The sequence below is a fragment of the Actinomadura sp. NPDC048032 genome (assembly GCF_040653175.1).
Classification (GTDB): Bacteria; Actinomycetota; Actinomycetes; order Streptosporangiales; family Streptosporangiaceae; genus Spirillospora; species Spirillospora verrucosospora.
The window spans coordinates 1-21,514 of the sequence record NZ_JBEZJP010000106.1 but is presented as its reverse complement, the minus strand read 5'-3'; the positions used below and the strand labels follow the sequence as shown (position 1 = coordinate 21,514).

The window sequence follows — 21,514 nt, the reverse complement described above, 5'->3', positions numbered from 1 at the left end:
ACCCAGACCACCGCGTCCCGCATCGCCGCCGGGTCCATGCTGCGCGTCCGGCGGCTCGGCTGACGAACAGAGCAATGAGATGCAAGGAGAGGTCCTGCGTTCGAGGAGCAGGAGCAGCCCCCCGGCCGCCGCGCCGGTGAGCATGGCCACCAGGTGGCCGACGGCGGCGACCTCCAGCGTGAGCAGACCGTCCAGCAGGACGGGCACGAGCGCGCACCACCAGGCCAGCGCGACCAGCCGGCGGACCCGCCCGTCCCCGTACAGGAAGGCCGCGACGAGCGCCGCGCACAGCACGTAGGACGGGCCGACGTCGGGGATCGTGCGGATGGAGTCCGAGAGCAGGCCCGCCTCCAGCCGCACCAGCGCGATCCCCTGGCTGACGAGCGTGCCGAGCACGTGCGAGGCCGCGATGAGGGCGACGGCCCGCAGGTTCCCGAACCGCCGGGTGGTGGGGAACAGCCCGATCGCCGCCGCGACGAGCAGCACGCCCTGCGACCCCTCGGCGACGAACGCCGAGGCGACCATCGTCCCGACGGGGTTGACCGCGAGGTTGGCCAGGTTGGTGCTGGCCCAGGCGATCACCGCCTGCCGCGCGCCCGGCGGCAGGACCAGCACCTGCACCATCCACACGGCCGCGAACAGGCCGAGGAAGGCCAGCGGCATCGGATAGGACCTGAGGATCCGGCGAAGCCTCGCGAAACCCATCACACCGGCAGCCTAGACCGGGACCTACGCGGCGACCGCGCCTTCGACCGGAGAGGTCCCCCGCCGCACCAGGAGCGCGGCGAGCACCGCGACGACCGCGACGGCGCCCGCCACGGTCAGGGACGTCTGGAAGCCGTCCATGAACGCGAGGTGGCTCCCCGTCGTGATGGCGTCGGCCGCCTCCTTCGACGTGCCGGGCGGGATGGGCGCCACCCCCTGCGAGACGAGCCCGCCCTGCCCTTCGAGCCGGTGTGCCGCCGCCCCGGGAAGGCCCGCGCCGGTGAGCCTCCCGAACAGCACGTCCCCGACCCTGGTCGACAGCAGCACGCCCAGCACCGACGTGCCGAGGACGCCGCCGACCTGCGAGGCGGTCTGCTGGAGGCCGCCCGCGACGCCCGCGAGGTGGGCCGGCGCGTTGCCGACGATGGCCTCGGTGCCGGCCACGATGACCATCCCGAACGCCAGGCCGACCAGCACGAACCACGGCCACAGCTGCACGTACGGGGCGTCCACCCCGATGCGCGACAGGCCGAACATCGCCGCCGCGGTGAACGCCATCCCGAGGACGAGCGGCACCCGCGGCCCGAACCGGCTGGTCAGCGCGCCCGCCACCGGGGAGGCGACGATGAACACGCCGGTCATCGGGAGCATCCGCACGCCCGCGTCCACCGGGCTCATGCCGTGCACCTGCTGCAGGTACAGGGTGATGAAGAAGATCGTCCCGAACATCCCGAAGAAGCCGAGCACGATGAGGCCGGTCGCCGCCGACAGCGACACCGACCGGAACAGCCCGAGCGGCAGCAGCGGGCGCTCCACCCGCAGCTCGTTCCAGACGAACGCGGCGAACAGCACGACGGACGCGGCGAACGACACGAGCGGGACGGTGGCGCCGAACCCGTGCTCACCGGCCTTGATGAGCCCCCAGACCAGGGCGAACAGCGCGCCGCTGAGCAGCGCGACGCCCGCCAGGTCGAACGAGCCGGCGGCCTCCTCGTCCCGCGACTCGCGGATCACCCACAGGCCGACGAGCAGCGCGACCAGCCCGAGCGGGGCGTTCAGGAAGAACACCGACTCCCAGTTGACGTTCTCCACCAGCAGCCCGGCGACGATCGGGCCGCCCGCGATGGAGATCCCGACCGTGGACCCCCAGATGCCGATCGCGGCGTTGAGCCGCTCGGCCGGGAACGTGTTGCGCAGCAGGGCCAGGCTCGCGGGCTGCAGGAGCGCCCCCGCGAACCCCTGCACGACCCGCCAGAAGATCACCATGCCGAGCCCGCCCGAGAGCCCGATCAGCACCGACGACACGGCGAACCCGACGACGCCCGCGAGGAAGGTGCGCTTGCGGCCGAAGCGGTCGGCGATCTTCCCGGCCGGGATCAGCGTGACGGCGAGCGCCAGCAGGTAGGCGTTGGTGACCCACTGCAGGCCGGACAGGCTCGCGCCGAGGTCCTTGGCGATCGCGGGGTTGGCGATGGACACGACGGTCGCGTCCAGCCCGACCATCATCACGCCCAGCGCGACCGCGACGAGCGTGAGCCAGGGATGCCCGTGTCCCGCCCTGGCGGGACGGCCGCGCGCCTGGTCGCGCGGCGGTATGGGGACGGCGCCCGGTTCGAGGGTCTCGGCGCCATGGGACTGAGTCATATCGACCTCCGGCTTGGCATGGGCACAAACTGTCATGGCATGACAGTTGTCGTCAACTGCCCTTGGCCTGCGTGCGACATGTTTCACGTCACGACATCCAGCGCTCGACGGACGATCGCCGGGCGATTACAATGCGCGCATGACCGCGACCGCCCCCGAGACCGGCACGTCCGGCCCCGGTTCCCAGCCCCCGGGCAGGCGCGAACGCAAGAAGCAGCGCACCCGAGAGGCGCTCGTCGACGCCGCGTTCACCCTCTTCGCCGAGAAGGGGTTCGACGCCACCACCGTCGAGGAGATCGCCGACGCCGTGGACGTCTCGTCCCGCACGTTCTTCCGCTACTTCGCCTCGAAAGAGGACGTCGCCCTCACCTTCCAGGAAGAGCAGACCCGCGCCGTGCTGGGCAAGCTCGCCGAACGCCCCCCGGACGAGCCGATCATGACCGCGCTGCGGCACACCGTGGTGGAGATCGCGCGCGCCTGCGAGGCCGGCGAGCTCGGATTCGACCCCGGCCGCTTCGAGTGCATGCTCTCGATGATGAGCGACAGCCCGACGCTGATGGCGGGCAGCCTGGAGCACGCGCAGAAGAAGCAGGCGCTGCTCACCGAGGTCATCGCCGAGCGGATGGGCCTGGACCCCGCCACGGAGCTGCGCCCGCACGTCGTCGCCGCCGCCACCACCTGCGCGTTCCAGGCCGCCGCCGACGCCACCCGCCGCCTCGGCGGGGCGTTCTCCACGCTGTCGGAGACCGTCGACCAGGCCTTCGCCATCCTGGAGAACGGTTTCGACGAGCCCTCCCCCGCGGGCTGACCCGGGCCCCGGCGGGCGCCCGACCTGCGACGACACGCTCACGCGGTGTGTGCGCGGCGGCGCGGCGGGTACCTGACGTGCGGGACCGGGGGCGCCCCGTCCCCGCACGGACGAGGAGGGCGACATGGCTCCGAAGCACCCGCCCCGCGCCGGGCGCGCCGGCCGCGACCTGGAGATCAACCCGATCTTCACGCGGGAGCCCCTGACGGTCCCGCGGAACCGGCTGCCCGCCGGGGAGATGGAGCCGTCCACCGCCTACCAGGTGGTCCACGACGAGCTGATGCTGGACGGCAACGCGCGGCTGAACCTGGCGACGTTCGTGTCCACCTGGGCCGAGCCGGAGGCGCGGCTGCTGATGGCCGAGTGCGCCGAGAAGAACATGATCGACAAGGACGAGTACCCGCGCACCGCCGACCTGGAGATGCGCTGCGTGCGCATGCTCGCCCGGTTGTGGAACGCGGAGGACCCGCACCACGCCGTGGGCTGCTCCACCACCGGATCGAGCGAGGCCGCGATGCTCGGCGGCCTCGCGCTCAAGCGCCGCTGGCGGGAGCGGCGGCGGGCCGCGGGCGCGCCGGCCGACCGCCCCAACCTCGTCATGGGCGTCAACGTGCAGATCTGCTGGGAGAAGTTCGCGAACTACTTCGAGGTCGAGCCCCGCTACGTGCCGATGGAGGGCGACCGCTACCACCTCGGCGCGCGGGAGGCCGTGGAGCTCTGCGACGAGAACACCATCGGCGTCGTCGCCGTCCTCGGCTCCACGTTCGACGGGAGCTACGAGCCCGTGGCCGACATCGCGGCAGCGCTCGACGACCTGCAGGCCCGCACCGGGCTCGACGTCCCGGTCCATGTGGACGGCGCGTCCGGCGCGATGATCGCCCCGTTCCTCGACCCCGACCTGCCGTGGGACTTCCGGCTGCCGCGGGTCGCCTCCATCAACACCTCCGGCCACAAGTACGGGCTCGTCATGCCGGGCGTGGGCTGGGCGCTGTGGCGGGACGAGGACGCCCTCCCGGACGACCTCGTCTTCCACGTCAACTACCTCGGCGGCGACATGCCGACGTTCGCGCTGAACTTCTCCCGCCCCGGGGCGCAGGTCGTCGCCCAGTACTACAACTTCCTGCGGCTCGGCTTCGACGGGTACCGCCGCGTCCAGCAGGGGTGCCGGGACGTCGCCACCCGGCTCGCCGCCGAGATCGCCGGGCTCGGCCCGTACGAGACGCTCACCGACGGCGGCGAACTCCCGGTGTTCGCGTTCCGCGTCCGGGGAGACGCCCCCGGCTTCACCGTCTACGACGCGTCCGCCGCGCTGCGCGAGAACGGGTGGCTCGTGCCCGCCTACAGCTTCCCCGAGAACCGCACCGACCTCGACGTCCTGCGCGTCGTGGTGCGCAACGGGTTCGGGCACGACCTCGCCGACCTGTTCATGGACGACCTCCGGCGCGCCACGTCCCGGCTGCTCCTGCACGAGCACGCCCACCGCGACCCCCGGGAGGTCGCCGGTTTCGCCCACGGCGCAGGGCCGAAGCAGGTGCGGGCCAGGAAGGTCTGACCGCGGGGCGGCCCGCGGTCAGGCGGCGGACCGCCGCCCGGCCCGGCCGGCCCCCCGCGGCATCAGCGCGGCATCAGCGCGGCGCCCGGGGCAGCCCGAGGCCGATCATGGCGATCAGCTCGCGCTGGATCTCGTTGACCCCGCCGCCGAAGGTCAGCACGAGCGCGCCCTTGGCGAGCCGGTCCTGGGCCTCCATGAAGTCCGCCGTCTCCGGGTCGCCCGGGTCGCCGTACCGGGCCAGGACGTCCCCGACGATCCGGCCGACCTCCTGCATCCGCTCCGAGGCGTAGATCTTGGTGGCGGACGCGTCGGCCGCGCCGAGCCAGCCGAGGTCCTGGTTGGCCGCCACCTGCCAGTTGAGGAGCTCGTTGGCGCGCAGGTAGGCGTAGACCTGCGCGACCGCGCGCCGCACCGCGGGCTCCTCGATGAGCGGGCGGCCGCCCGGCCCCCGGGTCGTGCGGGCCCACCGCGCGAACCGGACGTGGGTGTGCCCGATGTTCCCGGCCGGCCCGAGCGTGACCCGCTCGTGGTTGAGCTGGTTGACGATGAGGTCCCAGCCCTTGTTCTCCTCGCCGATCAGCATGTCGGCCGGGACGCGGACGTCCTGGAAGTACGTCGAGTTCGTGTGGTGCGCGCCGTCCATCGTGATGATCGGCGTCCAGGAGAAGCCCGGGTCCGCGCAGTCCACGATGAGCATCGAGATGCCCTTGTGCTTCTTGGCCTCCGGGTCGGTGCGGGCCGCGAGCCACACGTAGTCGGCGTGGTGGGCGCCGGAGGTGAAGATCTTCTGGCCGTTGACGACGTAGTGGTCGCCGTCCCGGACGGCGGTGGTGCGCAGCGCCGCGAGGTCGGTGCCGGCGCCGGGCTCGCTGTAGCCGATCGCGAAGTGGCACTCGCCGGCGAGGATGCGCGGGATGAACCGCTCCTTGTGCGCCTCCGACCCGTACTGCAGGATCGTCGGCGCCACGGAGTTCAGCGTGATCAGCGGGTAGGTGACCTCGGCGCGGGCGATCTCGGTGGCGAAGATCGTCTGCTCGACCGGGCCGTAGCCGCGGCCCCCGTACTCCTTCGGGAGCGCGACGCCGAGCATCCCGTCGCGGCCGAGCCTCCGGCAGTGCTCCAGGTAGGGCGGGCCGAACGGGTCGGCGCGGATGGCCGCGCGCTGCTCCGCCGTCAGGCAGTTCTCGAAGTACTCGCGCAGCTCGGCGCGCAGCCGCTTCTGCTCGTCGGTCAGGTCGATGAACATTCAGGCCTCCTGGGCGATGAGGGCGCCGAGCGCGTCGAGACGGTCCTCGCCGCCGCCGAGCAGATGCCCGCAGTGCTTGCCCCAGGCGAAGTACCGGTGCAGCGGGTAGGTGATGTCCAGGCCGATGCCGCCGTGCAGGTGCTGGCAGGTGTAGAGCGCCTTCACCACGGGGTCGCACGCGTTGTAGGCGGCGATGGTGAGGACCTCCTCGGCGTCGTCCGCGCCCTGCGCCAGGCGCCACACGCCCGCCCACACGGCCACGTCCAGCGCGCGCTTGGCGATGTAGACGTCCCCGATCTGCATCGTGACCGCCTGGAACTGCGCGAGCGCCCGGCCGAACTGCTCGCGCGTCTTCGTGTACTCCTTCGTCAGCTCCAGCGCGCCCTCGATGACGCCCGACGCGACGGCGACCGCGCCCGCGACGGCCGAGCGGCGCAGGGTGTCCCAGGCGGCGCCGTCCGACGTCCCGCCGAGCAGGGCGTCCGCGCCGACCCGGACACCGTCCAGGGCGACCCGCGACAGCGGCTCCGACGTCGCCGACGGCTGCCCGGTGATCGTCACGGCGGAGGGCTCCACGAGGAACACCCCGACGCCGCTCCCCTCGACGCGGGCCGGGATGAGGATCAGGGACGCCTCCCGCGCGTACGGGACGAACGTCTTCACGCCGTCCAGCACGTACCCGCCGCCGTCCGGGCGGGCCGTCGCGGCGACCTCCCCGGCCGGGCCGACCTCGCGGTACGCGCCCGTCAGGATCGTCGCGCCCTCGGTGAGCGGGGCCAGCAGGGCGCGCTGCTCCGGCGTCCCGTGCGCCCCGATCGGGACGGCCGCCAGCGCGAGCGAGGCGTACGCCGGGACGGGCGCGGTGCGGACCCCGACCTCCCGCAGGACCACCGCCAGCTCGACCGGCCCGAGCCCGGCGCCGCCCGCGTCCTCGGGCAGGACGACGCCGAGCAGCCCCGCCTGCGCGAGCGCCTTCCACGTCACGTCGTCATAGGGCGCCTCGCTCTTCTCGAACGCCTCCAGCCGCTCCTGCGCGGCCTCCCGCGCGAGCACGTCCGCCGCGAGCCCCTTGATCTCTTGCTGGGTCTCGTCGAGGTTGAAGTCCACTCATCCGCTCCCTTCCAGGAGGTGCAGCCGGCCGCGGCGCTCGAACTCGTCCCGCAGCGCGGCCGCGTCCGCCGCGGTCATCGGGCGGTAGTCGAGGTCGCGGCCGGGCCGCCACCACACCGGGTCGTCGGTGCGCCAGCCCTCCCGGGCCAGCCGGCGCTTGAGGATCTTGTTGGAGGCGGTCGCGGGCAGCTCCCGCGCCACCCGCACGTACCGCGGGATCCACTTCGGCCCGAGGTCGGCGCGCCCGCGCAGGTAGCCGGCGAACGCGCCCGGGTCGAAGGCGTCGGCGGCGACGGCCAGCATCACCTGGTCGCCGGACGCCGGGTCCGGCACCCCGTACACGGCGAGCTGCCGGACGCCGGGAAGCTCCGCCAGGACCCGTTCCACCTGGACGGCGCCGAAGTTCTCGCCGTCCACGCGGACCCGGTCGCCGCTGCGCCCGGCGAAGAAGACGTAGCCGTCCGCGTCGGCGTAGGCGAGGTCGCCGCTCCAGAACATGCCGTCGCGGAGCCGGTCGGGGGCGTCCTCCTTGTAGTACCCGTCGAACAGGCCGAGGTCGCCGGTGTTGACCAGCTCCCCCACGGCCTCGTCGCCGTTCACCAGGCGTCCGGCCTCGTCGAACACGCCGGGCGGGCACGGCCGGCCCGCGGGATCGAGGATCGCGATGCCGTCGGTGAGCCTCCCGAGCGCGCCCTGCGGCCCGAACGGGTCGGGCGCCAGCGAGATCGCCGTCTCCGTCGATCCGTAGCCGTCGATGACGAAGCACCCGAAACGCTCACCGAACGCCTTCTGCTCCACCGGCGCCGCCTCGTTCCCGAACGCGAACCGCACCGGATTGTCGGCGTCGTCCTCCCCCGCCGGTGTGGCCAGCACGTACGAGAGGGCCTTGCCGACGTAGTGCAGGTAGGTGCAGCCGTGGGCGCGCACGTCCGGCAGGACGGCCGACGCCGAGAACCGGGTGCGCAGCACCAGCTCGGCCCCGGCGGCCAGCGCCGGCGCGTACGCCGCCATGACCGCGCCCGAGTGGAACAGCGGCATCGGGCAGTAGACGACGGCCTCCGGCGACAGCATGCGCCCGGCGAGCATCTCGCCCGGCACGACCACCTTCCGGTGGGTGACGCGGACGGCCCGCGGACGCCCCGACGTCCCGGAAGTGAAGATCAGCATCAGCAGCGTCCCGGCCCCGATCGCCGAGACGCCGGGCACCGGCGAGCCCGCGAAGGGCGCGACCAGCTCACCGAAGGCGTCCACGTCGACCACGGGCAGCCCGAGCGCGGCGGCCTTCTCCGCATACCGCGGCTGGGCCAGCACAAGATCGCAGTCGGCGCGCTCCGCGTCACCCGCAAGCTCGACGGCGCTCCGCGTCGGGTTCAGCGCCACGACCACGGCCCCCGACAGCGCCGCGCCCCCGAGGAGGAACACCACCTCGGGAAGGTTGTCGAGCAGGACGCCGACGTGGACCGGCCGGTCGGGCCGCGCCTCACCGCGCATCCACGCGGCGCGCGCCGCGCACTCGGCCACGACCTCCCGCCACGTCCAGGCCCGGCCGTCGTCGGCGGACCGCAGCCCGGGGCGGTCGTCGTCCACCCGCGCCTCCAGCAGCGCCGCGACGCTCACCGGCCCACCTCCCCGCTCCGTCCCACGGCGAAAAAGTAGAACAGATTCTACTAAGTGTCCAGAGGGCCGAGCTCCCCCCTTCGCAACCCGGTTCGCCTGGGTGTCATGGGAAACCGGGCGGGTAAGGGCGGCCGGAGACGAGATCGCGGTGAGCTGATCAGATAACAGGTTCTCGCAAGAGCGGTACCCTGGGAGGGACGCGTCGGGCGACCGGGCCCGCACAGAAGGGAAGGCGACCGTGACCGCAGAGCCGACAGTGACCGGGGAGGAGACCCGGGGTCAGCCGGGCGGCCAGGGCGTGCGCTCCCGCAGCCAGCACCAGCGGCGCAAGCGTATCGTCCAGGCGGCCGCGGCGCTCGCATCGCGCGGCGGGATCGAGGCGATGCAGATGCGCACCGTGTCCGAGCGCGCGGGCGTCGCCCTCGGCACCCTCTACCGCTACTTCCCGTCCAAGATGGACCTGGTCGTCGCCGTCGTCAGCGAGGAGCTCGACCTCCTCGAAGGCAGCATCGAGCGCCGCCCGCCCCGCGCCGGAGGCGCCCCGGACCGCGCCGTCGAGGTGCTGATGCGCGCCACCCGCGGCCTGATGCGCGAGCCGGAGCTGGCGGAGGCGCTGATCCGCTCCCTCCTCCTCTCCGACGTCAAGACCGACTTCGGCGACCGCATGAGCGAGCTGCTCCTGCGCGCCGCGTCCGGCCCGCCGGAGAACATCCCCGCCGAGGACCCCCGCCGCCTCGTCGCCCGCGCCCTGTCCGGCATCTGGACCATGGAGATGATCGAGATGCTGCGCGGCAACGCCACCGCCGAGGAGATCCAGGCCCGCCTGGAGATCACCGCCTCGCGCCTCCTCATCGACTGAGCGACACGGGAGCGAACGGAGAGTCACCGTTTTCCCATGTGCCGCCCATGCGTTCCCCATTAGCCTTGGGTCCGACAGGAGCCAGGACGAAAAAGGGGTGCCAGTGACCGGACAGGAACCGATCCTCAGCGACGGGGTCATCATCGAGTTCATCGATGGCAAGGACGTCCCCGTCCAGCACAAGGACTTCGGTGAGCGGGCCGTCGTCATGCGCGACGCCAAGAACCCCGAGGGCCCGATCCTCTACTTCACCGAGGCCGAGTGGGACGCCTTCATCGCCGGCGTCAAGGACGGCGAGTTCGACGACCTCCTGGAAGACCCCACCGAGGCCCCGTGACCGGCCCAACGCCCCCGGCATCCACCGGGGGCGTCCTCACCCTCGACCGAGCGGCTCAGCCGAACAACTGGTCAGCGCGCTCCGCCGTGACGGCACGAACCAGCCACTGATCCAACTGCTCCGGGTCAGTGCAGGCCAGGACCCGCTCCCGCACGTCGTCCGACACCGAAAGCCCCCGCGCCTCGAGGACCTTCAGAACCGACTTCGCCTCGCCTTCGGCCTGGCCTTCGGCGTGCGAGCGCCGGAACGGCTCGCTCTTGAACTTGTATCCGGCGGCTCCGGCTTTCACGTACCCCTCCAAGATCTTTCGGGCGCCTTTCGAGAGCACGCCCATTACCAGGTCAGTGTACAGACGACCGTTTTCCTCGTCCTCGTTCGAGATGGTGGCGAGGGCGGCGTGCGTGATCTCCAGGGACTCCTTGTCGGTCGGGATGATGTTGGCCAGGGCGGCCAAAACGGTCATCTCTGGCCTCTGTGCGGCCTGTTCGGGGGTGGTGACGAGGGGCGCCATGCCAGGACCGACCACGTACGGGACGAGGTTGAAGCCCGGGTGACCGATCTGGATCGCCTCGCGCGCCCATTCCGCCACCGATCGGCTGGGGCAGATGACCAGGAGATAGCACGGGCACAGGAGTTTGGCGTGCAGCGAGGTCAGATAGACCGGCCAGCTGCCGTGCTTGTCGGGGTCCTTGGCGAGCTGGGTTTCGGCTATGACGCCGATGGTGGGCTCGGTGGACCCGGCTTCGCATATTTCGACGACGTTGTCGGCGACGTAGGCGGCGGGGGCCGGCTGTGTACAGCTCTCGCTCGTCGACCTGATGGTGGCCGCGTCGGACACGTCGATTCCGAAGGCGGTTTTGAGTAATTGGGCCACGACTTCCGGGTTGTCCCGGATGATCTTTATCGGCCCTTCGTGTTTGGCGGTGCCCATGCACGGCAAGTTACTTGACCGCCACTGTTAGATACCGTGACTATCCAATGACTTCTCGTGTGGCGTGCATCACAGTCCGTTATTTACGGGTGTGAGTGTTCCATTGGGTTATTAGGGCTTGTTCGGCTTTGGAGGTTAGGGGGCCCCAGAGGCGTAGGCGGGCTATGCCGCCGTCGGGGTAGATGTCCAGGCGGACCTTCGCTACCTCCGGGGTTTTCAGGCAGTAGCGGTGGCGGGTGTCGGGTTGCAGGCGGGTGCGCTGGAGGATGACGGCGTGGTCGCCTTTTGTGGTGGTGGCCGTCAGCTGGGCTTCGGCGGGGGCGTTGAATTTGAGGTTCGTGGTGTCGATTTCGGCCAGTTCGATGGTGCCGGGGGCGGCCAGGGCTATCTCGGCCCAGTCGTTGCCTCCGTCGCGGCGGCGGGCGGTTTCCCAGCCTTCGGCCTGGGTGCGGGCCAAGCCGGGGAACAGCATGTTGTCGGGGGACGAGTAGAAGCGGTCGGAGCAGTCGAGGACGTGGGCGCCGTTCTCCAGGGCGGCCAGGTCCACCGTCATGCCCGTCAGGTACGCGGGGTTCGGGACGACCCTGCCGTGGACGCGGAGGCGCGCGATTCCGCCGTCCGGGAACATGTTGAGGCGGACGTGTGTGAAGACGCGTTCCGGCTCGGCCGTCGGGAGGGTGTGGGTGGTGTCGCCCTGGAGGGGGGTCTTCGGGACGATCTCCAGCCAGTCGGCGGCTTCGAGTTCGGCGGGCGTGGGGTAGCCGTCGGCGAAGCAGGCCTCCACTGAGGCGTGTGGGGGGTAGTTGCCCTTGAACCAGGCCGTGTCGATGACGATGCCGTGGATCCGGCCCGGGAGGCCCAGGCGGATCAGGGCCCAGTCGTGGCCGGGGGTGCGGCGGCGGGCGGTCTCCCAGCCGTCGTAGAGCTGGCCCTTCGGGCCGAAGGTCTCCGGACGGAAGGCCGGTCTCCACGGGTTGAGCAGATTCTCCTTCTCGGCGAAGGACTCGTCGCTGGCGGCGACGACCGACCCGCCGAGGGTGCGGACGGCCAGGTCCGGCAGGGCGGTGACGTCGGTCATCGTCCCTCCTCGCGGGTGAGCAGGCGGCCGGCGGGGACGTCGCCGACGGGTGCGCCGCGCAGCCAGGTGGCCTGGACGACTCCCGTCAGAGTTCTGCCCTCGTAGGGGGTGACCGGGTGGCGGTGGTGGAGGGAAGCGGGGTCGACGGTGAAGGTCTCGTCCGGGGCGAAGGCCACGAGGTCGGCGTCGTTTCCGACGGCGATGGCGCCCTTGCGGGGGACGGCGGCGAGCGCGGCGGGGGCCTCGGCCATCCAGCGGGCGACCGCCGCCAGGTCGTGGCCGCGGGCGCGGGCCGCCGTCCAGACGGCGGGGAGCCCGAGTTGCAGGGACGAGACGCCGCCCCACGCGGTGGCGAAGTCGCCGCGTTTCAGGTCGGGCGTGCAGGGCGAATGGTCGGTGACGACGCAGGAGATCACTCCTGAGGCGAGTCCCTGCCAGAGCCGGTCGCGGTTGGCGGCGTCGCGGATGGGCGGGCAGCACTTGAACGCGGCGGTCCCGGCGTCGCCGTCGCAGAGGGTCAGGTAGTGGGGGCAGGTCTCGGCGGTCACCGGCAGGCCGCCGGCCTGGGCCTTGGCGAGGACGTCCAGGCAGTCGGCCGCCGACAGGTGCAGGATGTGGGCGCGCACCCCGGTCTCCTCCGCCAGCCGGACGACCTGTTCGACGGCCCGGCGTTCGGCGGAGGGCGGGCGGGAGGCGAGGAAGGCGCGGTAGTCGCCGCCGGTCGGCGGGGACAGCGAGGCCGGGTCCTCGGCGTGCACGATGACCAGGCCGCCGAAGGCGGCGATCTCGCGGAACGCCGCTCTCATCTCGGCGGGCGCGAGGGGCGGGAACTCCGGGACGCCCGAGTCGGAGGTGAAGCACTTGAATCCGAAGACGCCGAGGTCGTGGAGCGGGCGGAGCGAGGGCGTGTTGCCGGGGACCGCGCCGCCCCAGAAGCCGACGTCCACGGCGCAGGCGCCTTCGGCGGCGGCGCGTTTGGCCGCGAGCGCGGGCGGGTCGACGGTCGGGGGCAGCGAGTTGAGCGGCATGTCGATGAGCGTGGTGACGCCGCCCGCCGCCGCGGCGCGGGTCGCGGTGGCGAAGCCCTCCCATTCGGTGCGGCCCGGCTCGTTGACGTGGACGTGGGTGTCGACGAGCCCGGGGAGCAGCGCGACGTCGCCCAGGTCCACCGAGGCGGGTGCGGCGTAGGGCGAGATCGCCGTGATGCGCCCGGCGCGGACCGAGACGGCCGCGGGTCGCTCTCCTTCCGGCAGGACGGTCCGGCGGGAACGGATGACGAGGTCGTCCGGGGTCATGGGCCGGTCACGATGTGCTCCGGGCGGACGGGGACGCGCGTCAGCGCCCGGCCCGTCGCGTCCCTGATCGCGGCGACGACGGCGGGCGTGGACGACAGCGTGGGCGGCTCCCCGGCGCCGCGCAGCCCGTAGGGGGCCTCGGGGTCGGGGTGCTCCAGGATGTCCAGCCGCATCGGCGGCATGTCGAGGATGGTGGGGATCAGGTAGTCGGTGAAGGACGGGTTGCGGACCAGGCCGCCGCTCACGACGATCTCCTCCATCAGCGCCAGGCCGAGGCCCTGCGCGGTGCCGCCGTGGATCTGCCCCTCCAGCGCCGTCCGGTTGAGGATCCTGCCGACGTCCTGGACGGCGGCCAGCTCGACGACCTTGACGAGGCCGAGGTCGACGTCCACGTCGACGACGGCGCGGTGCACGCAGAGGGCGAGCTGGGTGTGGCTGCGGCCCTGACCGGTGACCGGGTCCAGGGGCGTGGTGGGGCGGTGGTGGTACTCGCGGGTGCACTCGATGGCGGTCTCGCCGAGGACGTCCTCGATCGTGCCGAGCGCGCCCCCGGCCCGCGAAATGATCTTCCCGCCGGCGACGGTCAGGTCGGTGCGGCCGAAGCGGCGCCCGGCGAGCGCGAGGAGCTCGGCGCGGACCGCCTCGCAGGCCGCCTTGACCGCCCCGCCGGTCATGTACGACTGGCGGGACGCGCTGGAGGACCCGGCGTCGCCGACCCGGTTGTCGGCCGGGGCGATCGTGACCTTCTGGACGCCGAGCTCGGTCCGGGCGATCTGCCCCTTGACCGTGACGAGGCCCTGCCCGACCTCGGCGGCGGCGGTGTGCACGAGGGCGGTGGCCTCCCCGCCGATGACCTCCAGCCGGACGCGGGCCGTGGACAGGTCGTCGAACCCCTCGGAGAAGCAGATGTTCTTGAGCCCGACGCCGTAGCCGACGCCCCGCACGACGCCCTCGCCGTGGGTCGTCTGGGAGACGCCGCCCGGCAGGTCGCGCAGGTCGGAGCGGTCCGGGGCGGGAGGCATCGGCATGGCCTCCAGCCGGGTCAGCATGTCCGCGAGCGGCGCGGGCGACTCGATGACCTGCCCGGTCGCGAGCCGGGAGCCCTGCGCGACGGCGTTGCGGCGGCGGATCTCGACCGGGTCGAGGCCGCAGGCGGCGGCGAGCTTGTCCATCATCGACTCGTAGGCGAAGCACGCCTGGACGGCGCCGAACCCGCGCATCGCGCCGCACGGCGGGTTGTTGGTGTAGACGCCGTACCCGTCGATGCGGATGTTGGGGATCTCGTAGGGGCCGACGCCCAGCGAGGCGGCGTTCCCGACGACGTTCATCGTGGACGAGGTGTACGCGCCGCCGTCCAGGACGATCTCGACGTCGGCGTAGAGGAGCCGTCCGTCCCGCGTGGCGCCGTACTCGTACCGCATCTGCGCGGGATGCCGGTGGACGTGCCCGAAGAACGACTCGTACCGGTTGTAGGACATCTTCACGGGCCGGCCGGTGCGCAGCGCCAGCATCGCCGCGTGGATCTGCATCGACAGGTCCTCGCGGCCGCCGAACGCGCCGCCGACGCCGGCGAGCGTCATGTGGATCTGGTCCTCGCGGAGCGCGAGGCAGGGCGCGATCTGCTTGAGGTCGTTGTGGATCCACTGCGTCGAGACGTGCAGGTCGACGCCGCCGTCCTCGGTCGGGATCGCCAGGCCCGCCTCGGGGCCGAGGAACGCCTGGTCCTGGATGCCGACCTCGTACTCGCCGGACACCACGACCTCCGCCGCGGCCCTGGCGGCGTCCACGTCGCCGACCCGGACCGGCTGGTGCCGGGTGATGCCGCCGCGGTCCTGGACCTTCAGTCCCTCCGGGTCGGCGATCACCGCGCGCGGGTCGGTGACCGGCTCCAGCACCTCGTAGTCGACGGCGATCCGGTCCATCGCGCGCCGCGCCGTCTCGGGGTGGTCCGCGGCGACGAGCGCGACCGGCTCGCCCTGGTGCCGGACCTGGTCGATGGCGAGGACGGGCTGGTCGTCGGTGTGGTCGATGCCGAACACCTTGCGGCCGGGCACGTCCTCGTGGGTGAGGACGGCGCGGACGCCGGGCAGCGCGAGGGCGGGGCCGACGTCGAGCGACCGGATCCGCGCCCGGGGGTGCGGGCTGCGGAGCGTGGCGCCCCACAGCATGCCCTCCAGCCACAGGTCGGAGGCGTAGGCGAACTCACCGGTGACCTTGAGGGTGCCGTCGGGACGCAGCGGGCTCTCGCCGACTCCGCCGGTCCCCGGGGTGGCGGCGTGGGCCGGGGTCGTGGTCGGGGACGTCATTCAGAGCACCTCCTCCGCGAGGCGCATCAGGCGGCGGTGGGCGTCCGCGCCGCGCCGCCCGGCCTCGTCCTGCGGGACGGTGACGAGCGTGTCGCCGTCCACGATCGTGCGCCCGCCGACGAGCAGGCGCTCCAGCGGCGGCGTCGGGCCGAACGCCAGCGCGACGACCGGGTCGTCGACCGCGGCGCGGAAGCCGTCGACGCGCCAGAGCGCGATGTCGGCGAGCCTGCCGGGGGCGAGGGCGCCGATCTCGTCCTCGCGGCCGAGGCAGCGGGCGCCGCCGAGGGTCGCCATCTCCAGGGCCTGCCGGGCGTCCAGCGCGGTCGGCCCGTACCGGGCGCGCTGCATGTAGATCGCCTGCCGCAGCTCCCCGGCCAGCGGGACGAGTTCGGCCGACGCCGCCCCGTCCACGCCGAGCCCGACCGCCGCGCCCGCCTCCAGCAGGTGCGACACGCGGGCGATCCCGGCGCCGAGGCGGGCGTTGGAGCTCGGGCAGTGCGCGGTGCCGGTGCGGGTCTCGGCGAGCCGTTTGACGTCGGTGTCGTGCAGGTGGACGCAGTGCGCGAGCCACACGTCGGGGCCCAGCCAGCCGATCGAGTCCATGTACTCGGCCGGCGTCATGCCGAACTGCTCGCGGGTGTGCTCCTCCTCGTCGAGCGTCTCGGCGAGGTGGGTGTGGAGGCGCACGCCCTTGTCGCGCGCCAGCCGGGCCGACTCGACGAGCAGGTCCCGTGTGACGGAGAACGGCGAGCAGGGCGCGACGGCGACGCGCAGCAGGGAGCCGGGCGAGGGGTCGTGGTACCGGTCGATCGCGGCCTCGGTCTCGGCGAGGATCGTGTCGAGGTCCTCGACGACCTCGTCCGGGGGCAGTCCGCCCTGCGACTCGCCCCGGTCCATCGACCCCCGGCACGGATGGAACCGGACGCCGAGCTCCCGGGCGGCCTCGATCTCGGCCGCGAACAGGTCGCCGCGCCCCTTGGGGAACAGGTAGTGGTGGTCGGTGGACGTCGTGCAGCCCGACTTGGCGAGCCATCCGAGCCCGGCGGTGGCGGCGCCCGCGACGACCTCGGCGTCCATCTTCGACCACGGCTTGTAGAGGGTGGTCAGCCACTCGAACAGGGTGCCGCCGACGGCCATGCCCTGGCTGGCCCACTGGTAGAGGTGGTGGTGGGAGTTGACCAGGCCGGGAGTGGCGAGGCATCCCGTGCCGTCGATCCGTTCGGCCCCGTCCGTGCCCGTCTCCGGGGCCGGACCGGGCCCGACGGACGTGATCCGGTCGCCCTCGACCACGATGTGGCCGCCCGGGTGCTCGTCACCCGACACGGTGGCGACGTGGGCGTTCTCGATCACGAGGCGCCTCATCGGGCGACCGCCTTCCGCTCGGCCGCGAGGCGCACCGCGTCGAGGATCTTCTCGTAGCCGGTGCAGCGGCACAGGTTCCCGGCGAGGGCCTCGCGGATCTCCGCGTCGGACGGCGCCGGGTTCCGCTCGATCAGGTCGTGCGTCTGGACGATCAGGCCGGGCGTGCAGAACCCGCACTGGACGGCGCCCGCCTCGACGAACGCCTCCTGGACGGGGTCGAGCCGCTCCTCGCCGGGCGGCCCCTCGGCCAGTCCCTCCACGGTGACGACCTCGCGGCCCTCGGCCTGCCCCGCCGCGACCAGGCAGGCGCACACCGGCACGCCGTCGAGGTAGACGGTGCAGGAGCCGCACTCGCCCTGCTCGCAGGCGTTCTTGGAGCCGGGCAGGCCCATCCGCTCGCGGAGCATGTAGAGCAGGCTCTCGCCTTCCCACACCTCGTCCACGGCCTCCTCGGTCCCGTTGACGGTCAGGTTCACGCGCATCACGAGGCCGCCTTTCCCACGGTCGCCCTGCGGTGGTCGTCCCAGGCCCAGGTGAGCGTGCGGCGCGCCAGCACCGCCAGGGCGTGCCTGCGGTACCCGCCCGTCCCGCGGACGTCGTCGATCGGCGACGCCGCGTCCCGCACCAGCTCGCCGAAGCGCCGCGCGGCGGCCTCGGCGAGCGGGCGGCGCCCGTCCCAGTCCAGCTCGCCGGAGATGAACGCCTCGGCCTCGGTCGCGCGGCGCGGGGTCGGGGCGGCCGAACCGAGGCCGGTGCCGACGCGGCGCTCGCCCGGGTGCAGCGCGACCGCGAACGAGCAGACCGCGATCACCATCGCGTTCCGGGTGCCGATCTTGGAGAAGTACTGCGGGCCGGACGCGGGCGCCGTCCAGAACGCGCGGATCAGCTCGTCCGGCGCGAGCGCGTTGCGCTTCACCCCGGTGAAGAACTCCGCGACGGGAATCATCCGGACACCGCGCTCGGCCGACTCGGCCTCCACCACCGCGTCCCCGGCCAGCAGCGGCGGATGGCCGTCCCCGGCGGGTGACGCGGCGCCGAGGTTGCCGCCGATCGTGCCCCGGTTGCGGATCTGCGGCGACCCGACCGTGCGGGCCGCCTGGGCGAGGCCGGGCAGCCGCCCGCCCAGCTCGCCGATCAGCCGCGCATAGGGGACGCCGGCGCCGACGCGGAGCCGGCCGTCGACCGTGTCCCATTCGGCGAGGGCGCGGATCCGGGTCAGGTCGAGCAGCGCCTCGGGCCGCCGGACGTCGAAGTTGATCTCGACCATGACGTCGGTGCCGCCCTGGACGGGCAGGGCCCCGGGCCGCGCGGCCCTGGTGGCGAGCGCGTCCTCCCAGGTCAGCGGTCGTAGAAAGTCCATGTCTCAGTATTCCTCCATGGCGGCCTCAGTCGAAGGCCGCCGGGGCGGCGGGCGCGTCGTCGGTGAGCACCGTCCCCTCGATGAGCCCGTACGGGCGGTCCGCCGCGAAATAGACCTCGTTGTCGTTGTCCATGCCGAACGGTTCGAGATCGACCAGGAAGTGGTGCCGGTTGGGCAGCGACAGCCTGACCTCGCAGACCTCCGGCCGTTCGGCCAGGACCCGGTGCCCCATCTGGTAGAGCGTCTGCTGGAGCGACAGGCTGTGCGTCTCGGCGAAGGCATGCAGCAGGCCGTCGCGGGCGGCGGCGTAGGACTCGTCCCAGGCCCCGGCCGTGCCCCGGTGCCGCCACCGGGCCGTCACCGCCGTGGCGAGGATCCGGTCGTCGGTCGGTTCGAGCGTCGTGTACTCGTCCCGGGCGAAGCCGTGGAACTCGCTGCCGGTGGAGTTGAGGACGACCAGGTCGGTGAGGCCCGAGACGACCGACTCCCCCTCGGCGCCGCAGTGCACCAGCGCCGTGCGCACCTCGCCGCCGTCCCGGACGAACGAGTGGCCGCCCGTGACGCGCCGCCAGCCGTACTCGCGGATCTCCACGCGGGCATGGGCGACCGCCGGCTGGGAGGCCGTGAAGTGCCGCGCGAGCAGGAGGCCGAAGTCCTCGATCGCGCCGATGCCGTGCCTCTTGGCGAACGCGAACACGGTGTTCTTCTGGGTGTCGGTCGGCAGCACGGCCGCGTTGTCGCCGGTCAGGTGGACCTCGTCCATGGCGCCGGAGAGGGCCACGCCGACGTTCAGGTCCTTGAGCCGGTGGACGCCGCCGTCCCGCGTCACGCGCACGACGCGCGTCTCCGCCTTGCCGTAGCGGTTGGGCCCGAGAACGATCGCCACTAGCTCCCCCGGTACGTCGAGTACGCGAACGGGCTGATCAGGAGCGGGACGTGGTAGTGCCGGCCCGGGTCGGCGATGGTGAACGCGACCGTGACCTCGGGGTAGAAGTCCGACAGCCCCTCGGTGGCGAACGTCAGCCGGTGCACCCCCTCGCCGGGCTCGGCGCCCCACTCCCGGACGCGGCCGTCGGCGTCGGTGCGGGCCTCGGCGAGCGTCGTCCAGCCGCCGCCCGCGTCGCGGCGGTCCAGCCGGACGGCCACGCCCGCGGCGGGCACCCCCTTCGCCGCGTCCAGAACGTGCGTCGAAAGGCTCACGCGTCCTCCTCCCCCAGCCGGGCCAGCCGCAGGTCGACGATCTCCGCCAGTTCCCGGCGGACGGCGTCGCGCTCGGCGGCGGGGTCGTTGCCGAGCCGTTCCCGCAGCGCGGCGAGCATCTCCAGCGCGGAGCGCCCGGACGCGCGGATCAGGAACACGTGGCCGAAACGCTCCTCGTAGGCCCGGTTCCCCGCGACGAGGGCGTTCTGAACATCGGTTTCCGCGGCCCTCGCCGCGGCCTGCTCTCCCCGCGACCAGCGGGCCTCCAGCGTGCCGCCGCCCACCCGGTCCCCGATGCGCGGATGCGCCGCGAGCGCCTCCTCGACGTCCGCCCAGTCCAGGCCGTCCAGCGCCCGCCGCGACGCGGCGCGCAGCGCGGCGAGGTCGGGGTAGGCCCGCCCGCCGACCGCGGCGATCCACCGGCGGGACGCGCAGCAGGCCGCCAGTTCCTCGGTGCTCGGTTCCACCACGCTTGCAGTACACAAGCCCGTCCGGGGCCAGGTCGAGAGGCAGGACGTCCGAACCGGGGCGCCGGTCGCGGGCGGTCTTTTGTAGCTTCCTACGTATGAAGCTGCGTTCCCTGCTCGCCATGCCCGGCCTGCGGCTGGAGGTCGTCACCGGGGAGGACGAGCTGGACCGGCCGATCCGCTGGGTCGTCACCACCGACCTGATCGACCCCGGCCGCTACCTGCGCGGGCGCGAGCTCGTGCTCACGGGTCTCGTCTGGCGGACGGGCCCGGCCGACTCGGAGGCGTTCGTCGCGGCGCTCGCCGGGGCGGGCGTGTCCGGCCTGGCCGCGTGGGACCTCACGCTCGGCGCCGTCCCGGACGACCTCGTGGCGGCGTGCCGCCGGCACGAGATGCCGCTGTTCAAGGTCCCGGAGGACGTGGCGTTCGCGACCGTCACCGAGGAGGTCGTCCGGCACCTGTCCGGCGCCCGGGCCGCCGACCTCGCCGCCCTGCTGGACCGGCACCGCCGCCTGGTCGAGGGGACCGGGCTCGACGCCGTGCTCGACCTGGTCGGCCACTGCCACGTCCTCTCCCCGGCCGGGCGCGTCGTCGCGGGCCCGCCGCCGGCCGACTCCGCCGCCCTGGCCGCCGCGTTCCTCGGCGCGCCCCGGCTGCCGCACCACGTCCCAGATCAAGACATGTCGGTCTTCGCCGTGTCGCCCGCCGACACGCCCCGGGTCGCCGACTGGTTCGTGGCGCTGGAGGGCGACGTCGCCGCCTGGCCGCCCGAACGCCACGCGATGGCCGGAGAACTCGCGGCCATCGTCGGCCTCGAACGGGCCCGGATGCGCGCCGACGACCGCGCGTCCCAGGACATCGTCACCGCCGCCTTCACCGGGGACGGCCCGCCCGAGCCGGAGAGGCTCGCCGCACCGGTCGTGGCCGTCGCCGCGTCCGCGCAGGGACCGCTGCGTCCGGGCGAGCTGCGCACCGTCCTCGCCGAGGTCGTGCCGGGGGCGCGGCCGGTGGTCGGGCTGCTGGACGGGGAGGCCGTCGCGCTCGTCCCGTCCGCCGGGGAGGACGTCGCGGCAGCCGTCCAGAACGCCCTCGGCTTCCTCGCCCCCGGCCTCGCGGGCACCCGCGTGGCCGTCGGGGTGAGCGGCCCCGCCGGGCCCTCCGGGCTGCGCGGCGCGATCGAGGAGGCGCGGCACGCCCGCCGCCTCGCCGCGACCCGTCCCTCCCCCGTGTGCGTGGTCCGGCACGAGGAGCTCGCGACCCACGTGCTGCTGCTCGCCAGCGTGCCGGACGACGTCCGCCGGATGTTCCGGGTGCGCCTGCTGGACCCGCTGCACTCCTACGACGAGGTCCACGGCGCCGACCTCGTCCGGACGCTGGAGACGTTCCTGCGCAACTCCGGGTCCTGGACGCGCTGCGCCGAGGAGCTCCACCTCCATGTGAACTCGGTCCGCTACCGCGTCCAGCGCATCCAGGACCTCACCGGCCGGGACCTGTCCCGGATGGAGGACCGCGTCGACTTCTTCCTCGCCCTCCTCGTCTGAGCCGCGCCGGCCCCGGCGCCCGTCAGGCGGAGGTGTGCCGCAGGAGCGCCGGGACGACCGCGTCCCAGGTGCGGCGCGGAAGCTCGTTGCCCGTGC

The 21,514-nt window shown here is 73.2% G+C and carries 20 protein-coding genes; 5 read left to right on the top strand and 15 right to left on the bottom strand.

The genetic code is table 11. From position 1 onward, the window contains the following. Both AB0C69_RS16790 and AB0C69_RS16785 read right to left on the bottom strand, forming a co-directional pair. On the bottom strand, positions 1–705 hold a 705-nt coding region (locus AB0C69_RS16790), incomplete at its 3' end, for a rhomboid-like protein (protein ID WP_360354240.1). A gap of 24 nt (positions 706–729) precedes the next feature. Continuing rightward, a complete protein-coding gene (locus AB0C69_RS16785; protein WP_360354236.1) occupies positions 730–2,349 on the bottom strand; it encodes an MFS transporter in 1,620 nt (539 codons plus the stop codon). Positions 2,350–2,488: 139 nt separating this feature from the next. Between AB0C69_RS16785 and AB0C69_RS16780 the strand changes: the two genes are divergently transcribed. Both AB0C69_RS16780 and AB0C69_RS16775 read left to right on the top strand, forming a co-directional pair. Beyond that, positions 2,489–3,157 (top strand): TetR family transcriptional regulator, encoded by a 669-nt coding sequence (locus AB0C69_RS16780; protein ID WP_345184019.1) that lies wholly within the window; start codon positions 2,489–2,491, stop codon positions 3,155–3,157. A gap of 124 nt (positions 3,158–3,281) precedes the next feature. Then, positions 3,282–4,709 (top strand): glutamate decarboxylase, encoded by a 1,428-nt coding sequence (locus AB0C69_RS16775; protein ID WP_360354234.1) that lies wholly within the window; start codon positions 3,282–3,284, stop codon positions 4,707–4,709. A gap of 73 nt (positions 4,710–4,782) precedes the next feature. Here AB0C69_RS16775 and AB0C69_RS16770 read toward each other — a convergent pair whose 3' ends face one another. From AB0C69_RS16770 to AB0C69_RS16760, 3 genes are read right to left on the bottom strand one after another with little or no spacing between them, the layout of a single operon-like run. Continuing rightward, the gene (locus AB0C69_RS16770; RefSeq protein WP_345184014.1) at positions 4,783–5,955 is read right to left on the bottom strand and encodes an acyl-CoA dehydrogenase family protein; all 1,173 of its coding nucleotides are present in this window, start codon (positions 5,953–5,955) and stop codon (positions 4,783–4,785) included. Further along, positions 5,956–7,062 (bottom strand): acyl-CoA dehydrogenase family protein, encoded by a 1,107-nt coding sequence (locus AB0C69_RS16765; RefSeq protein ID WP_360354232.1) that lies wholly within the window; start codon positions 7,060–7,062, stop codon positions 5,956–5,958. Then, a complete protein-coding gene (locus AB0C69_RS16760; RefSeq protein ID WP_360354230.1) occupies positions 7,063–8,682 on the bottom strand; it encodes an AMP-binding protein in 1,620 nt (539 codons plus the stop codon). 238 nt (positions 8,683–8,920) lie between these two features. Between AB0C69_RS16760 and AB0C69_RS16755 the strand changes: the two genes are divergently transcribed. Both AB0C69_RS16755 and AB0C69_RS16750 read left to right on the top strand, forming a co-directional pair. Continuing rightward, positions 8,921–9,541: a TetR family transcriptional regulator gene (locus AB0C69_RS16755; RefSeq protein ID WP_345184008.1), complete on the top strand. Its 621-nt coding sequence runs from the start codon at positions 8,921–8,923 to the stop codon at positions 9,539–9,541. Between the two features lie 103 nt (positions 9,542–9,644). After that, the gene (locus AB0C69_RS16750; RefSeq protein ID WP_089314270.1) at positions 9,645–9,878 is read left to right on the top strand and encodes a DUF397 domain-containing protein; all 234 of its coding nucleotides are present in this window, start codon (positions 9,645–9,647) and stop codon (positions 9,876–9,878) included. Between the two features lie 55 nt (positions 9,879–9,933). Here the strand turns inward: AB0C69_RS16750 and AB0C69_RS16745 are convergent, their stop codons facing one another. The 10 genes from AB0C69_RS16745 to uraD form a co-directional block, all read right to left on the bottom strand. After that, a complete protein-coding gene (locus AB0C69_RS16745) occupies positions 9,934–10,809 on the bottom strand; it encodes a hypothetical protein (RefSeq protein WP_360354228.1) in 876 nt (291 codons plus the stop codon). A gap of 79 nt (positions 10,810–10,888) precedes the next feature. Then, entirely contained in the window at positions 10,889–11,887 is a 999-nt protein-coding gene (alc, locus tag AB0C69_RS16740; protein WP_360354226.1) for an allantoicase, read from the bottom strand. Beyond that, positions 11,884–13,182, bottom strand: coding sequence for an allantoinase AllB (gene allB, locus AB0C69_RS16735; RefSeq protein WP_360354224.1), 1,299 nt, complete (start codon positions 13,180–13,182; stop codon positions 11,884–11,886). The genes alc and allB overlap by 4 nt, the downstream gene beginning before the upstream one ends. After that, positions 13,179–15,488 carry a xanthine dehydrogenase subunit D gene (gene pucD, locus AB0C69_RS16730; RefSeq protein WP_360354222.1) on the bottom strand — a complete coding sequence of 770 codons (2,310 nt, stop codon included), beginning with the start codon at positions 15,486–15,488 and terminating at the stop codon, positions 13,179–13,181. The genes allB and pucD overlap by 4 nt, the downstream gene beginning before the upstream one ends. Beyond that, entirely contained in the window at positions 15,489–16,850 is a 1,362-nt protein-coding gene (locus tag AB0C69_RS16725; protein WP_360354220.1) for an 8-oxoguanine deaminase, read from the bottom strand. Continuing rightward, the gene (locus AB0C69_RS16720) at positions 16,847–17,332 is read right to left on the bottom strand and encodes a (2Fe-2S)-binding protein (protein WP_360354238.1); all 486 of its coding nucleotides are present in this window, start codon (positions 17,330–17,332) and stop codon (positions 16,847–16,849) included. The genes AB0C69_RS16725 and AB0C69_RS16720 overlap by 4 nt, the downstream gene beginning before the upstream one ends. Further along, positions 17,332–18,210 carry an FAD binding domain-containing protein gene (locus AB0C69_RS16715; RefSeq protein WP_360354218.1) on the bottom strand — a complete coding sequence of 293 codons (879 nt, stop codon included), beginning with the start codon at positions 18,208–18,210 and terminating at the stop codon, positions 17,332–17,334. The genes AB0C69_RS16720 and AB0C69_RS16715 overlap by 1 nt, the downstream gene beginning before the upstream one ends. Before the next feature lie 25 nt (positions 18,211–18,235). Continuing rightward, a complete protein-coding gene (gene pucL, locus AB0C69_RS16710; protein ID WP_360354216.1) occupies positions 18,236–19,096 on the bottom strand; it encodes a factor-independent urate hydroxylase in 861 nt (286 codons plus the stop codon). Further along, positions 19,096–19,410: a hydroxyisourate hydrolase gene (uraH, locus tag AB0C69_RS16705; protein ID WP_345183989.1), complete on the bottom strand. Its 315-nt coding sequence runs from the start codon at positions 19,408–19,410 to the stop codon at positions 19,096–19,098. The genes pucL and uraH overlap by 1 nt, the downstream gene beginning before the upstream one ends. Then, positions 19,407–19,880, bottom strand: a complete 474-nt coding sequence (uraD, locus tag AB0C69_RS16700; protein WP_360354214.1) for a 2-oxo-4-hydroxy-4-carboxy-5-ureidoimidazoline decarboxylase — start codon at positions 19,878–19,880, stop codon at positions 19,407–19,409. Before uraD ends, uraH begins: the two co-directional genes overlap by 4 nt. A gap of 95 nt (positions 19,881–19,975) precedes the next feature. On the opposite strand from uraD, the gene AB0C69_RS16695 reads away from it, so the two are divergent. After that, the gene (locus tag AB0C69_RS16695; protein WP_360354212.1) at positions 19,976–21,418 is read left to right on the top strand and encodes a PucR family transcriptional regulator ligand-binding domain-containing protein; all 1,443 of its coding nucleotides are present in this window, start codon (positions 19,976–19,978) and stop codon (positions 21,416–21,418) included. Positions 21,419–21,514 lie beyond the last annotated feature (96 nt).

Excerpts from the sequence above, each read along its gene's own strand:
- AB0C69_RS16785 (WP_360354236.1), bottom strand. The coding sequence starts at position 2,349 with ATGACTCAGTCCCATGGCGCCGAGACCCTCGAACCGGGCGCCGTCCCC.
- AB0C69_RS16780 (WP_345184019.1), top strand. The coding sequence starts at position 2,489 with ATGACCGCGACCGCCCCCGAGACCGGCACGTCCGGCCCCGGTTCCCAG.
- AB0C69_RS16775 (WP_360354234.1), top strand. The coding sequence starts at position 3,282 with ATGGCTCCGAAGCACCCGCCCCGCGCCGGGCGCGCCGGCCGCGACCTG.
- AB0C69_RS16770 (WP_345184014.1), bottom strand. The coding sequence starts at position 5,955 with ATGTTCATCGACCTGACCGACGAGCAGAAGCGGCTGCGCGCCGAGCTG.
- AB0C69_RS16745 (WP_360354228.1), bottom strand. The coding sequence starts at position 10,809 with ATGGGCACCGCCAAACACGAAGGGCCGATAAAGATCATCCGGGACAAC.
- alc (WP_360354226.1), bottom strand. The coding sequence starts at position 11,887 with ATGACCGACGTCACCGCCCTGCCGGACCTGGCCGTCCGCACCCTCGGC.
- allB (WP_360354224.1), bottom strand. The coding sequence starts at position 13,182 with ATGACCCCGGACGACCTCGTCATCCGTTCCCGCCGGACCGTCCTGCCG.
- pucD (WP_360354222.1), bottom strand. The coding sequence starts at position 15,488 with ATGACGTCCCCGACCACGACCCCGGCCCACGCCGCCACCCCGGGGACC.
- AB0C69_RS16725 (WP_360354220.1), bottom strand. The coding sequence starts at position 16,850 with ATGAGGCGCCTCGTGATCGAGAACGCCCACGTCGCCACCGTGTCGGGT.
- AB0C69_RS16720 (WP_360354238.1), bottom strand. The coding sequence starts at position 17,332 with ATGCGCGTGAACCTGACCGTCAACGGGACCGAGGAGGCCGTGGACGAG.
- AB0C69_RS16715 (WP_360354218.1), bottom strand. The coding sequence starts at position 18,210 with ATGGACTTTCTACGACCGCTGACCTGGGAGGACGCGCTCGCCACCAGG.
- AB0C69_RS16695 (WP_360354212.1), top strand. The coding sequence starts at position 19,976 with ATGAAGCTGCGTTCCCTGCTCGCCATGCCCGGCCTGCGGCTGGAGGTC.